At 70.7% G+C, this 13007-nt stretch carries 16 protein-coding genes and 1 pseudogene; 10 read left to right on the plus strand and 7 right to left on the minus strand.

Annotation, left to right across the window (positions count from 1 at the left end; genetic code table 11):
• Positions 1–200 precede the first annotated feature (200 nt).
• A complete protein-coding gene (locus tag Q8A52_RS22475) occupies positions 201–1406 on the plus strand; it encodes a cysteine desulfurase-like protein (protein ID WP_316754496.1) in 1206 nt (401 codons plus the stop codon).
• 6 nt (positions 1407–1412) lie between these two features.
• On the opposite strand, the gene Q8A52_RS22480 is transcribed toward Q8A52_RS22475, so the two are convergent.
• On the minus strand, positions 1413–1985 hold the full coding sequence (locus Q8A52_RS22480) for a histidine phosphatase family protein (protein ID WP_316754497.1): 573 nt from the start codon (positions 1983–1985) through the stop codon (positions 1413–1415).
• Between the two features lie 250 nt (positions 1986–2235).
• Positions 2236–2805 (minus strand): amidohydrolase family protein, encoded by a 570-nt coding sequence (locus Q8A52_RS22485; protein ID WP_408649233.1) that lies wholly within the window; start codon positions 2803–2805, stop codon positions 2236–2238.
• Here Q8A52_RS22485 and Q8A52_RS22490 point away from each other — a divergent pair.
• Positions 2771–2992: pseudogene (locus tag Q8A52_RS22490) on the plus strand (TetR/AcrR family transcriptional regulator); the annotation flags it as partial. The gene Q8A52_RS22485 and the pseudogene Q8A52_RS22490 sit on opposite strands and share 35 nt — an antisense overlap.
• 266 nt (positions 2993–3258) lie before the next feature.
• Here Q8A52_RS22490 and Q8A52_RS22495 read toward each other — a convergent pair.
• Positions 3259–3630 (minus strand): winged helix-turn-helix transcriptional regulator, encoded by a 372-nt coding sequence (locus Q8A52_RS22495; protein WP_316754498.1) that lies wholly within the window; start codon positions 3628–3630, stop codon positions 3259–3261.
• 122 nt (positions 3631–3752) lie between these two features.
• Here Q8A52_RS22495 and Q8A52_RS22500 point away from each other — a divergent pair, with 122 nt between their 5' ends.
• A complete protein-coding gene (locus Q8A52_RS22500; RefSeq protein ID WP_316754499.1) occupies positions 3753–4403 on the plus strand; it encodes an FMN-dependent NADH-azoreductase in 651 nt (216 codons plus the stop codon).
• 110 nt (positions 4404–4513) lie between these two features.
• Here Q8A52_RS22500 and Q8A52_RS22505 read toward each other — a convergent pair whose 3' ends face one another.
• Together Q8A52_RS22505 and Q8A52_RS22510 are read right to left on the minus strand one after the other, a co-directional pair.
• Positions 4514–5410: a squalene/phytoene synthase family protein gene (locus tag Q8A52_RS22505; RefSeq protein ID WP_316754500.1), complete on the minus strand. Its 897-nt coding sequence runs from the start codon at positions 5408–5410 to the stop codon at positions 4514–4516.
• Positions 5411–5537: 127 nt separating this feature from the next.
• The gene (locus Q8A52_RS22510; RefSeq protein ID WP_316754501.1) at positions 5538–5753 is read right to left on the minus strand and encodes a DUF4177 domain-containing protein; all 216 of its coding nucleotides are present in this window, start codon (positions 5751–5753) and stop codon (positions 5538–5540) included.
• Between the two features lie 190 nt (positions 5754–5943).
• Between Q8A52_RS22510 and Q8A52_RS22515 the strand changes: the two genes are divergently transcribed.
• Entirely contained in the window at positions 5944–6573 is a 630-nt protein-coding gene (locus tag Q8A52_RS22515; RefSeq protein ID WP_316754502.1) for a DUF6629 family protein, read from the plus strand.
• A gap of 27 nt (positions 6574–6600) precedes the next feature.
• Here Q8A52_RS22515 and Q8A52_RS22520 read toward each other — a convergent pair whose 3' ends face one another.
• Positions 6601–8277, minus strand: a complete 1677-nt coding sequence (locus Q8A52_RS22520; RefSeq protein ID WP_316754503.1) for a 5'-methylthioadenosine/S-adenosylhomocysteine nucleosidase — start codon at positions 8275–8277, stop codon at positions 6601–6603.
• A 35-nt stretch (positions 8278–8312) separates the two neighbouring features.
• Entirely contained in the window at positions 8313–9005 is a 693-nt protein-coding gene (locus Q8A52_RS22525) for an NPCBM/NEW2 domain-containing protein (RefSeq protein WP_316754504.1), read from the minus strand.
• A gap of 547 nt (positions 9006–9552) precedes the next feature.
• On the opposite strand from Q8A52_RS22525, the gene Q8A52_RS22530 reads away from it, so the two are divergent.
• The 6 genes from Q8A52_RS22530 (at position 9553) to Q8A52_RS22555 (ending at position 12970) form a co-directional block, all read left to right on the plus strand.
• Positions 9553–10530, plus strand: a complete 978-nt coding sequence (locus Q8A52_RS22530; protein ID WP_316754505.1) for a SecDF P1 head subdomain-containing protein — start codon at positions 9553–9555, stop codon at positions 10528–10530.
• Between the two features lie 523 nt (positions 10531–11053).
• Positions 11054–11218 (plus strand): 50S ribosomal protein L33, encoded by a 165-nt coding sequence (gene rpmG, locus Q8A52_RS22535; RefSeq protein ID WP_316754506.1) that lies wholly within the window; start codon positions 11054–11056, stop codon positions 11216–11218.
• Positions 11219–11271: 53 nt separating this feature from the next.
• Positions 11272–11532 (plus strand): type B 50S ribosomal protein L31, encoded by a 261-nt coding sequence (locus Q8A52_RS22540; RefSeq protein WP_316754507.1) that lies wholly within the window; start codon positions 11272–11274, stop codon positions 11530–11532.
• 43 nt (positions 11533–11575) lie between these two features.
• A complete protein-coding gene (gene ykgO / locus Q8A52_RS22545; RefSeq protein WP_046586208.1) occupies positions 11576–11698 on the plus strand; it encodes a type B 50S ribosomal protein L36 in 123 nt (40 codons plus the stop codon).
• A gap of 230 nt (positions 11699–11928) precedes the next feature.
• The gene (locus tag Q8A52_RS22550; protein ID WP_316754508.1) at positions 11929–12435 is read left to right on the plus strand and encodes a SigE family RNA polymerase sigma factor; all 507 of its coding nucleotides are present in this window, start codon (positions 11929–11931) and stop codon (positions 12433–12435) included.
• 10 nt (positions 12436–12445) lie between these two features.
• Positions 12446–12970: a hypothetical protein gene (locus Q8A52_RS22555; RefSeq protein ID WP_316754509.1), complete on the plus strand. Its 525-nt coding sequence runs from the start codon at positions 12446–12448 to the stop codon at positions 12968–12970.
• Positions 12971–13007: the final 37 nt, after the last annotated feature.

Here is a 13007-nt window from a genome sequence, read left to right on the forward strand (position 1 = left end):
CGCAGATGAGCATGGCGAGGCTCGTCGGTGGCGAAGTGGTCGAAGGGTTGGTCAGCCCCCATGACCAGGCTTTCTCCGTCCCTCAGAGCGGTGCAGGTGGGACAAACGGGTAGGCGTCGGTTGGGGGGAGTGGTGTGCCCCGGACGATCCGGATGACATGCTTCCCGCGCACTTCAATCCAGTCCTGGACAGGAGCACCCGTGAGCTACGACGTCACCGGCGTCCGCGCCCAGTTCCCCGCCCTCGCCGCCGGCATCGCCCACTTCGACGGCCCCGGAGGCACGCAGACCCCCCAGCCGGTCATCCAGGCCATCTCCGACGCCCTCGCCAACCCCCTGTCGAACCGCGGCCACGAGGTGGTGGGAGAGGCCAACGCCGAGGTGATCGTCGTCGAGAGCCGACGTGCCATGGCGGACCTGCTGGCCGCCGACCCCGCAGGAATCGTCTTCGGACGCAGCGCCACCCAGCTCACCTACGATTTCTCCCGTACCCTCGCCAAGAACTGGGCCGTCGGCGACGAGGTGGTCGTCACCCGACTCGACCACGACTCCAACATCCGCCCCTGGATCCAGGCCGCGGAGCAGGCCGGTGCCACTGTCCGCTGGGCGGAGTTCGACCCCGCGACGGGTGAGCTGACCGCCGACGACATCCGTGCCGTGCTCTCCGGGCGCACCCGGCTGGTCGCCGTCACCGCCGCGTCCAACCTGATCGGCACCCGGCCCCCGATCGCCGAGATCTCCCGTTCGGTGCACGAGGCCGGCGCGCTGCTCTACGTCGACGGGGTTCACCACGCCGCCCACTCCCTGGTCGACGTCGACCAGCTCGGCGCGGACTTCTACACCTGCTCGCCGTACAAGTTCCTCGGCCCGCATCACGGGGTCCTCGCCGCCCGTCCCGAACTGCTGGAAACCCTGCACCCGGACAAGCTGCTCCCGTCGACCGATGCGGTCCCGGAGCGCTTCGAACTCGGCACCCTGCCCTACGAGTTCCTCGCCGGTACACGCGCGGCGGTCGACTTCCTCGCCCGCCTCGACACCACCGCGACGGGCACGCGCCGAGAGCGACTGGCCGCCGCGGCCGTCGCCCTCGAAGGGCACGAGGACGCGCTGCGGACGCGGATCGACAAGGGCATGTCGGAACTGGAGGGGATCACGATCCACTCCCGCGCGGCCGATCGCACCCCGACCCTGCTCCTCACCTTCGAGGGCCGCGACGCGACGGACGCCTACCGCTTCCTGGCGGCCCGCGGCGTGCACGCGCCGGCCGGCTCCTTCTACGCGCTCGAAGCCTCCCGGCGCCTCGGCCTGGGCGACACCGGCGGCCTGCGGGTCGGTCTCGCACCGTACAACAACGCGGCGGACGTGGACCGGCTCCTGGAGGGCCTGGCCGACTTCCTGCGGTCCTGAAGCACGTCAGGCTGTCCCGAGCCGGCTCCCCAGCCCCACGTTCCAACGCCCCGCGCGACCGCTGAACTCGGTTGCGGTCAGGGGCGGTACGTCGAGACGCCAGAAAGCGGACTCGGGCGCCCCGAGCACGCGCACGGTCGCGGCGCGGACGATCTCCGGTTCCACCACCGCCACGGTACGGCCGGAGAACTGTGCCGCCTCGTCCAGCCAGTGCGCAATGCGCAGGCACAGCTCGTGCACCGACTCCCCGCCGTGCGGGGCCGCCTGAGGGTCCGTCAGCCAGCGAGCCATCCCGTCCGGCTCGGCGGCGCTGACTTCGTCCAGTGTGCGGCCTCGCCAGCGGCCCATGTCCAAGCCGTTCAGCGGAGACGAGTCGGTGGCGTCGAGGCCGAGCGCCGAGGCCGTCTCCCGGCAGCGGACGGTGGGGGAGGCGAGGGTGCGGTCGGCAGCCGGGAGAGCATCGGCGGCCGACCGGGCGCGGGCCGTGCCGGCCGTGTCGAGCGGGGATCCGTCGTCGAAGCGGGCCTGGCGCAGGGCCGCGTTCATCGCCGGCGAGATCAGCATCACCCGACTGGTCATCCATTCACTCCGTTCCTTGAACCCCGCTGCTCAGGTGCGCTTCCGGGCGACCCGTGCGCGCTTGGTCGTACCCATCATCGCGTCACCGTCCGACTTCCGCGTCGCCCAGGGCCTCGCTGCCGTCGACCTGACCTCGGCCCGGCCGGACCGCTTGCGTGGAACCGCCCCTTGTCACCACGCCGAGGGGCGGTTCCACGCTCCTGCTCTTGAGCGCAGCCGGCCAATGGGGTCCGGGCAGGACCTCGGTGCCTCAGATGTGCCGGTGTACGAGGTGTCCCCCGGTGACGGTCAACAGAACGGGTGCGTCGGTCAGTTCGTCGACGGGTGCGTGGACCGGGTCCACGGACAGGGCGGTGAGGTCGGCACGGCAGCCCGGGGCGATGCGGCCCGCGGTGTCGGACCCGCCGGCGGCGCGGGCCGCGTGGGTGGTGCAGCCCTCCAGGGCCTCCAGGCCGGTGAGTCCGGACCGCGCCGCGGCGGCGCCCTGGGGACTGCGGGCCGTGGCCAGGACACCGCGCAGGGCGGCGCCGATGCCGATCGGGCGGAGCAGTCCGCGCGTGATGAAGGCGTAGAAGGCGCCGCCGCTCCTGACGTGCCGGCTCATGGCGGTGAAGCCGACGGCGAAGACGGCGAGGGTGATGCCGACGAGGAGACAGCCGACGGGGGCGCCGCTGCCGCCGAGCAGGATCGCCAGGGGAGCGACGCCGGCCATGACGGTCAGGGGAGCGGCGGCGGAGACGACGAAGGCGATGTCGGCGGTGCCGAGGGAGCCGGAGCGGAGGGTGGCCGTGGCCGACGTCATGCCGCTGCTGATCGCCATGGAGAACCTTGTGCTCGGCTCCGCCCTGGACCTCGCCGCGCCGGAGACGATGTGGGAGCTGACGGACCGGATCCCCACGCCCCATCTGGCGAAGGCTCTTGCCGCGGTCGGCGAAGGCCGGGCAGACCGGGCCTTCGAGGTCGGCCTGCGCGCCTTCATGAGTCACGCGCGTGCCCTGCCGGCGGGGGAGGGGCGGTCGTCGGCCCGGGGCCAGGGGTTGGGGACTTTGGGCTCAGCGCTCAGGGTCCAGGGCCTGGAACTGAGGCGACTCCGCGCGAGGGTCACCACTCCTTGTGATCGCGTCGTCGCGGAGTGTGAGGGTGTTTCTCCGTCGCGTGCCACGGGCGCGGGTCCTTCATGAATGGCCCACGGTGAGGGCTGATTCACCGCGGACCCCACCTGGCCGCCTGCTATTGCCGGGCCTGGCCGCCGCCGGCCCGTCCGCCGTGGCTGTCACTTCCAGGCCGTCTCCATGCAGGGCCCGGCCTCCGGCAGGTGCCTCTTCGCCCATTCACCGAGCTCCTTCAGTGCGGGCTCCAGTGCGGCCCCGGACTCGGTCAGTCGGTAGGAGACCCGCAGTGGCGGCCCTTCGTCGACCTCGCGCACCACGAGTCCGGCGGCGCCGAGCTCGGCCAGCCGGTCGGAGAGCATGCGCTCGCTGATGCCGGGGACGGCCCTGCGCAGATCTGCGAAATGTGCAGGTTGTTCCACCAGTACGGACACGATCGGGCCGCTCCAGCGCTTACCGAGCAACTGGAAGACGCGAGTGATGCCGTCGTCCACTCGCTTACATGCCGCCACGTCGTGGTTCTGATCCGCCGCCATGGGGTCAGGGTACTGCCCTGTCATGTGGGGGTGAAGAAAAGTAAGTACCTGTGTTAGATATAGCTGAGTACGAAAACTCAGCCCGGGTGCTTCGCCTCGGGCTCGCTCTCCTGGAGACACGCATGGCCACCTTGCTGCACATCGACTCGTCCGTCTTCCCGAGCGGGGGGTCCGCCTCCCGTGCTGTCACGGACGTCTTCCGTAAGACCTGGCAGGAGCAGCACCCCGACGGCACGGTGATCTACCGCGACCTGGCCTCGAACCCGGTCCCGCACATCACCGCCGACGCCCACACCGCCGGTTTCGCCGAGCCCGCCGCGCACACCCCGGAACAGGCGGCGGCCTTCGCGGAGCGGGTGAAGCTGATCGAGGAGCTGGAGCAGGCGGACGCGGTGCTGATCGGCGCGCCGATGTACAACTTCACGATCCCGTCGACCCTCAAGGCGTGGCTGGACAACGTGATCCTGTTCGGCCGTACCGCTGGGGAGGCCCCCTCCGCGAAGGGCATCCCCGTCACCGTCGTGGCCAGCCGCGGCGGCTCCTACGCGCCGGGCACCCCGCGTGAGCCCTTCGAGTACGTCCAGAACTACCTGAAGGCGATCCTCGCCGACACCCTCGCCCTGGACCTGGACTTCATCATCCCCGAACTCACCCTGGCACCGCACAACCCGGCCATGGCCGAGCTCGTGCCGCTCTTCGAGTCGTCCCGGGAGCGGGCCCTGCAGGACGCGGCCGCCAAGGCGAAGGCTGTTGCCGAGCGTCTTGCCGCGTAACAGCGACTGGTTCGGCGTCCGCATGGCCGCCGGTTGCTCGAACGGGGGAGCAGCCGAGCTCGAGGAACGCTCCGTTCTTCGCGCGCGTCTGCTCCCCGTTCCGCCGCAGTCTACTTACGCCGACGGGCGCTGATGAGTACCCGCAACGCAGCCACCGGTGACGGGCTCGCCGAGCCGTGCAGCAGTCGTGGCCCCCGCGCGAGTACCGCCTTCGCGGTCAGCAGTTCGATGTCGACCAGGGCGGTCAACAGCACCCGGCCGGGAGCCGTGGTCAAGGCGGGCAACTCCCGGGCGGCCTCCAAGGACGCCCGGGCCGCGGCGACTTGGTGGTTCACCAGCTCGCCGAGACCCGCCGGCTCCCGGCCCTTGGCGAGGTCCTCGAGCGTGACGGCGTGGCGCTCCAGTGCCTGGGCGGAGATGCCGATCCGCCCCTCTCGCAGGTCCTCGGCGAGATCGTTGACGAAGTCCAGCCGCTGACTTCCGTCGATGAGCGTCCGGCAGGCTGCCCGGAACGGAGCACTGTCGGTCTCCGGCCCCAGCAGCACGGCGACCAGCATGAAAGCCGGCAGCGAATAGGCGTCCAGGTAGGCCTGGTAGTCGGCTTCCGTGGCGAAGCCGTTGAAATCCAAATCCGCGGTGGCGGTGCACAGATACGACTCCACCGCCTCACGCAGCCGCGGATGAGCGGCGGCAGAGTGCACGAGCGTGCGGACCAGCGGATCGTCGCTCGCCCCCGCGTCCAGCCCCTTGCGAACTTGCTGTTCCCACGATGCCCAGGCCGCGAACCGCTGCGCTTCGGGACCGGAGTCCAGCAGGTTGTCACCGTGATGCATCACGGCCGTTGCCGCGACCACGTGCGGCAGCGACGGCCGCGGCAACAGCAACCGGGCCGCCAGATAAGCGGTGCGGCGGCCGCGCGACACCAGCCTCCGCTGAGCGTCGTAGTCGCTTCGCAACTGCGGGTCCAGGATCCCCGCCGCATCAAGACTCTCGTTCCACGCGCTCATGGGGATGATCGTAGGCCTGCTTCCGGAGGGCTCATCCAGCACCCGGCACGCTCGAGTGCGGTGCACCCGGCACGCCCGCTTTCCTCTGGGCCGCCGGGTGCGTGGCGTGGTCCGCGGTCCGGGGTCGTCAGCCGCGCGGGCGCTCGAAGGTCAGGAGGAGGCCCTCGACGGCTCCGGGGCCTATGCGGCCCTTGACGTCGGCGGAGGTGATGGCCTTGAGGGCCCAGCCGTCCTCGGCGTGCTTGTTGAGGACCTTCTCCAGCTTGTCGCTGTCCAGGGCGTCGCCGATCAGCGACTCCCGGAAGGTGACGACCTTGTACTCGTATGTGTAGGGGTTGCTCATGGTGCGGAGTCCTCCTGCGGGTCGGCCCGGTGGGGCCGGGGTGCGATGGCCGGGGCCAGCCAATCATCCCCGGGTGACGAGGGGTAGCTCGGGGCGGCTGTCGTGTCACCCGGGCCGCCTGGGTATCAAGGACGTAGCGTGGTCCGCGGCGAGGGCGGAGGCGCACGACGACGGACCTCATGGTGGCGTGATGTGCTGGAGTGCGACGGCCGATCTCGTGGCCGGCACCGGTGTGGCGGCCGTAGGGGTGGCCTGTGTGGCACGCGTGCGCAGGAGCCGGGATCTTCCGCTCGCCGCCCTGCCGTTGCTGCTCGGGGCCCATCAGATCGTCGAGTCGATGGTCTGGGAAGCGGGCGGGGGCAGCGGACCCGCCACCGTGGTCTGGGCGGTCATCGCGCTACCGCTGTTGGCCGTCTACGTGCCGGTGGCTGTGGTGTGTGCCGCCCCACGGCAGGCCCGGCCCCGGCTGATCCTTCCCCTCACCGTCGGAGTGCTGACGGGCGCGGTGCTCTTGTACGCCGTTGCCACCGGCCCGGTGACGGCCGAGATCCGCGGCCGCACAGTCGGCTACGCGGTCCACCTTTCCCATCCGCAGTTGCTCGTCGCGGGCTACCTGCTGGCCACGGTGGGCTCGTTGCTCCTGGCCGGTGACCGGCGGCTGGTGGTGCTGGGGATCGTGGTGGCCGTCGGCGCGCTCGTCTGCTGGACCCTGTGGCGTCTGGAGTTCGTCTCGACCTGGTGTGCGCTCGCGGCAGTGTGCTCGGTGGTCCTGCTCGCTTGGGCGGGTGCGCCCCAGGTCTCCTCGCAGGTGCGTACCTGAAGCGGATCGCCGGCCGCGCGGTGCGGTTCATCCGCTCCACTGCCACACACGCACCAGGTTCTGGCTCCCCGCGGCAGCGAGGAGACCGCCGTCGGGGTGGACGGCGAAGTCGTCGTAGCGGCCCGCCTGTTCGAGATGACGGATCTCTGGACTGTCGGTGACCTGGCAGAGCCGTCCACGCCGCAGCCACAGCACGCCGCCGGCGTCCGTGCACAGCAGACGCATCCCCTTGGCACCCAGGCCGTCACGGCTCTCCTGTCCGCTGAAGTCGCGGCGCAGGACGACGGATCCGTCAGCGATCCGCCGGACGACGAGTTCACGGAACGTGGCGCAGGCGACGTACGCGCCCGACGGGGAGACGGCCACGCAGCAGCCCGGGCGCAGGAATTCCAGGCGGTTGCGAATCGGCCACTCGGTCGCGGGCATCCCCGGGCGATGGACGTGGACCGAGTTGGTCGTCGCCAGCGCCACCACGGAGCCGTCCGTGCTGATGGACGAGGCGGCCAGACCGGAGGGGCACGGAACCTCCCGGAGAATCCTGCCGTCGTCGAAACCGCGCAGCGCGACCCGATGCCGGTCGTGCGTGGCGAGGACGTCCCCGCCCCCGGCCACCAGGAACTCCTCCCCACCGAGCGGTACCGAGCAGTGGCGGTGCTCTCCCGACCTCCCGGCGAAATGCAGCAGGTCGAGACTCTGCCGACGGGCCACGGCGACGCTGTGCCGGAAAGGAGAGACGACCGCTTGATGACCGAAGCGCAGATCCCCTCCGCCGGGGGCTCCGGGCAACGGCTCACCCGAGTCCAGGTCCCAGCGTTCCACGGATCCGTTTCCGGAGACCACGACCACCGTGTGGTCGGGGCCGAACCCGATCGTCGACTGGCCCTCGGCCGCACGGGAGACCGCTCGCATGTCCGTCACCGGCCGGCCCAGGCCGTGTCCCCGGGGCTCCGGCGGCTGCAGTCGGCTGAGGACGTCGAAGGTGAACGCGGCGGCGTGCCGGGACGCGGCCGGCTGCCAGACACGGTCGTTGTGCTCCCCCTTGTCGGACAGCCGGTCGGAGATGCCCCGCACGACCAAAGCCTCCAGGCCCGCGTTGAAGTAGGCGGCCTGCAGAAAGCCCTGGCCCTCCATCTCCACCGCCACCGCGTCACCGCAGTGCTCGGCCAGCAGACGTGCGGTGGCGGACCGTTCATGTCCGACGACCTTGGAGCCCGCCGCGATCGGCTTGACGAACACCCTCGGCTCGCCCCCGGGCGGCGGGGCCGTGATCCGCTTGCGCCAGTCCGGGGTACGGGCCACGGCCTGAGCCCGCTGCACGAGGGCGAATGTCGACAGATGGGTGGTGATACGAGCGCGGAACCCGTCCTCCGTGTCCTTGCCGCGCTCGTAGTCGTAGACGTACCGGGCCACGACGACGTCGCCCGGTACGACGTCCTTCAGACCGCCCGCGATGCCGACGAAGAACACATGGCGAGGCCGGAACTCCGCCACCGCCCGCTGGAAGAGGGCCGCGGCCGCGACGTTGCCCTCACCAGTCTCCAGACAGGCCACCCGCCACTCGGCGTGCAGACCGGTGAAGGTTCCCACCTCGAACAGGGCACCGCCGGCCTCGTGCTCGACCAGGGGGCCTGTCAAGTGTTCCCGGACCGCAAGAGACTCCACGCCGAGCGCGGTGAAGACGACGACGTCGGCACGAGGAGGCATGAACTCCCCTTCCTGGGTTGCGAGGCCTGCGGCGCTCAGGACAGGGTCGCGTCGCCGAGACCGCTGAAGAAGTACGTGCTGGACTCGTCACCCGACTTCGTCATGACACAGGTGATCCGGACCTGGTCCTGGCCGGAGATGTCGAGCGAGAGGTCGTCCACCTCACTGGACTTCACGGTCACCTCGTTCCCGATCGGATTGCCGGCCGCGTTCGCGACCTTGATCGTCCCGATGGAACCGATCGCGTTGTGCGAGTCGGCCAGGATGCCGACCTTGGCCTGCAGCCTGCTGTACCCGCTGGTGCTGTAGACGACGCTGTTTCCGGTGGCGTCGCAGCCGAGCCGGATGCTCTTGGCGTAGTGGTGCCCGCGGATCGTGATGGGCTGCGCACTCACGTCACCCACGCTGTCCACGGAATCGAGGTCGGCGAGGTAGACCCGCGAAGCCGTGTCGGTCGCCGTCGTCTCGTCCGAGGTCGGTGTGCTGCTGTCGGTGGCGGTGCCGGAGCCGCCGCCCGCCTGGCTCACCTCCGGCTGCGGACTCGCCGTGACCGTGGCCGTGGCGGTCACGGTGACCGCCGGTCGTGGATCGCCCGTCAGGACCACCGTCTGCCGGCCACCGAAGAAGCCCGCGGCCATCGTGGCGGCGCACACCGCGAGGACCTCCAGCCACTTCGGGACGACGCCCCACCGTCGCCTCGCGCGCCGCTCTTGCTTGTTCAGATCCATTGCCCGTCCCTCTTACCTGTCGTGCTGCAGCCGCACCGCGTCACACGACGTCGCGCACGGGTGGTTCGGACCGCGCGCGGTAACTCCGCGTTGACGCATGGCTCATGGCTGCGGTTTCCGGCGGGCATGCGCAATTGGGCGCTACGACGGCCCTGCTGACCTGCTACGACGGCCCCGCGACCTGATCCCGTGTGCTGTCCCCCTGTGATGGCCAGGTCTCTCCCCAGGCACTGGCTGCCCGCCCCCTATGGGCCGCGACCACATTAAGCACTTCGGTACCAGGCCCACATCGGAGTTCGTGCCACAGACGCCACGCGCGGAAGCACACTGAGCCAAGGAGCGCACATCAAGGCGTGCGCCCGGCCGCACGCGCCCCTGGCGCACGCCCAGAGGAGCCGGAAGGGCCGGAAGAAGCCGAACCGCACTCGCGCGCAAGCGAAGCCGAGCGAAAGCAAAGGAAAAAGAGAAAACATGGTCTGTCATTGGGTACGCATGCCGGGCCGACCTTGGAACCATCCCGTCCATGCGCTGCCGTCACGCCTTGACCATGGCCGTACTCCCTGTCGTCACCGCGATGGCGCTCTGCGCCTGTTCGGGCCCTGCCGCCGAGCCCTCCGGGCCGACCGGCGGGGCACAGGCGACCGTGACCTTCGAGGGGACGTCCCAGCTGAAAGCCGACACCCTGCGCCGGACCGCCGACCGGCTGCGCCGACGGGCCACGGCGCAGGGGCTCACCGGCGTGCGGGTCGAGATGCGCGACGACTCGGTCGTCGTCACGGGTCCCGCCTCCAGCACGGACCGACTACGGGAGTTGGGCAGTACCGGACGACTCCGCTTCCGGCCCGTGGTGGCCACGGAGGTGCCGGGCCAACCGCAGCCGTCGAGCAGCCCTCATCCGGAGCAGGGACGTCCCGTGACGGACGGGGTGCGTTTGCGCACCGCCGAGTCGGCCAGTGCCAGTGCCAGTGCCTATCCCAGTGCCAGTGCCAGTGCGGCGCCGACTACGGGATCGCCCGGGCAGCCCGACGCGGCGCTCCAGCAGAAGTACGCCGCGCTGGACTGTGCCAAACCGGAGCAGCGGGCAGGCGCCTCGGGGGACGACCGACCGCAGGACCTGATCGTCGCCTGCGGCGCCGACGGCAACACCTCCGGCCGCAACACCAAATACCTGCTGGGCCCGACGGCGCTGGACGGTTCAGACGTAGCCTCGGCCAAGGCGGTGTACGACTCGCAGGCAGGCGGTTGGCGGGTACGGCTCGACTTCGATGCGAAGGGTGCCCGGGCGTTGGCCGCACTCACCGGGCAGTTGGCCCGACAAGTAGCGCCGCAGAACGAGTTCGCCATCGTCCTGGACGGCGCGGTGGTGTCCGCACCGTACGTCAGCCAGAGCCTGACTGGTGGTAGAGCGGACATCTCAGGCAGCTTCGACAAGCAGGAGGCCGAGCGACTCGCCACGATCCTGGAGTCCGGCGCGCTGCCGGTTCCGTTGAAGGTAACCGAGGTCAGCACCCGTTCCTCGGGATAGCCGCGCGGCTCGCGGGCGATGATGGGACCCACGGTCATGGCCGAGGAGCGACAAGGGGGAGGGGCAGGGCAGCCCTTGCGGCTCGTGCTGGTCGCACGCGAGATCGGGGATTCCGACCAGCGCGGAGAGCGGGGTCGGTGTACCGGATGGACCACCTCGTCGAGCGCATCATGCGCGACACGGGCCTGGCCGACCTTCCTGCCTTGGGGTACTGAACGCACCCGATGGGCTCGCCCGAGCGTGCGACTGGCCGGTGAGGTCGCGGCACGGTCTGTGACCGTGCCGGAGCGGGCCGGAGCCGGCCGACCGGCAGGGGCGGTGCCGCCGCGGCCGGGGAGGGAATGGTTGCGGGGCTGGTCCGGTTGTACGGGCCGTGATCGTGGAGGGGACGGCGTCCCCGGCCCGTGTACGTACAGCTCCTCACCTCCCACCCGGAACCCGGGAATGCGGCGACGAGAGCAGCTGTTACATCGGTAGCTGACATGCCCGGGTCAAGATCGGGATGTGAGTGAAGGAGGAACTCATGGCACGCACCAACACGCGCCCCGTGGTCAGGCTGAAGTCGACGGCGGGGACCGGAGTCACCTATGTGACGCGCAAGAGCCGTCTCAACAACCCTGACCGGCTCGAACTGCGCAAGTACGACCGAGTGGCGGGGGCGCACGTCCTGTTCCGCGAAGAGCGCTGAACCCGGCCGCTGCCGCAACCGCTGCCGCCGCGCACGCACGAGGAGGAAAGCCCATGAGGCCCGGCATTCACCCCGAGTCCCGCCCGGTCGTCTTCCGCGACCGCGCCGCCGATGTCACGTTCCTGACCCGTTCGACGGCGAACTCGACCCGGACGGTCGAGTGGGAGGACGGCAACACCTACCCGCTGATCGACGTCGAGATCTCGTCGGCCAGCCACCCGTTCTACACCGGAAACACCCGCGTCGTGGACACCGCCGGCCGGGTGGAGCGGTTCGAGCGGCGATACGGCCGTACCGCATCGGCCGGCCGCTGAGCCCGGCCGCGGTCCGGCTCCCCATGGAGAGGAGAAGTCAGCCATGAAGGTGCGCAAGTCTCTGCGCTCGCTGAAGTCCAAGCCCGGCGCGCAGGTGGTACGCCGCCGGGGCGTGACCTTCGTCGTGAACAAGAAGAATCCGCGCTTCAAGGCGCGCCAAGGCTGACGCCAGGCGCGCCATGGCTGACGGGCCAGGGCTGAGCGGCCCCCGACCCGTCCACTCCGATGGCCTCGGATCGCGAGAGCGGTCCGAGGCCATCGGCATGCCCGGCGTGACGTCCATCGGCATGCCCGGGGTCTGACGTGACGCGGATCACGCCCGCCGGATGCAGCGCCGCGGGCGGGCCAGTGCCTTTTCCCTGATGTAGGCAGCCGGCAAGAACGGGGACCGCAGGGATGGAGCAGACACGGGCCGGTGAGTACGACGAATTCGTGGCGGCCCGTTGGTCGGGGTTGTTCCATCTGGCCCGTCTGCTCACCGGAGGTGATCGGCATCGGGCCGAGGATCTGTTGCAGGAGTCATTGGTCAAGCTGTGGTTCGTCTGGCCGAAGATCGCCGACGAGGCGCCGGAGGCGTACGTACGCAAGGTGCTGGCCCGCGCCGCCGGACGCTCTGCCCGGCGTCGGTGGTGGGGCGAGCGTCCCGTGGAGGAACTGCCCGAGGTGGCGGCGACGGGTGACATGTCGGCGACCGTGGTCGAGCGTTCGCGGCTGGAGGCAGCACTCGCCCAGCTGAGTCCGCGGCAGCGGGCGGCCGTGGTCCTGCGCTACTACCAGGACCTGCCCGACCGGCAGGTCGCTGAGGTCCTGGGCTGCCCGGTGGGCACCGCGCGGTCCCACGCCTCCCGTGGAGTGGCCCGGCTGCGTCAGCTCCTGGCCGACGTCATCGAGCCGGTGAGGTGAGGAAGGAGCCATGGATCACTTCGAGCGGCAGCTGGCGCAGCTGATGCACAGCGCCCAGGAACACACTCCCTTCGAACCCGTGCAGCGCGAGCGGCTGCGAGCCGGTGTGCGGTCCCGCAGGCGTGTCCGAGCGGTACAGCGGGCGGCCGGTTCCGCCCTGGCGGTCGCGGGACTCGGCATCGGAATCCTCCTGTGGCCCCACACCCCGGTCAGGGACGAACCCAGCGGGCCCCACCCGCGACCCGCGGCCAGCCCGTCGGACCCCGCCACCACGTCACCCACGCCCGACGCCACCGAGAGCGAGACCCCCTCCTCGTCGGCGACGACGACCCCTCCGTCCACCGACGGCCCGCCGACGACCACCGCACCGCCTGCCACGGACGGAAGTTCGGACCCAGGCAATCCACCCGCGACCGCGCCGACGGGCACGGCCACCTCCAGGAGCACGCGCACCCCACCCCCGCCCTCGGCGTCCTCGACGGAACAGGTCGAGACGTCGAGCGACCCCTCGTCGGTGGTCAGTCCGAGCGGATAGCAGGCGCGGCACGCGCCCGGACCCTACCCGGCACCTG

The organism is Streptomyces herbicida (genome assembly GCF_032656585.1).
Lineage (GTDB): Bacteria > Actinomycetota > Actinomycetes > Streptomycetales > Streptomycetaceae > Streptomyces > Streptomyces herbicida.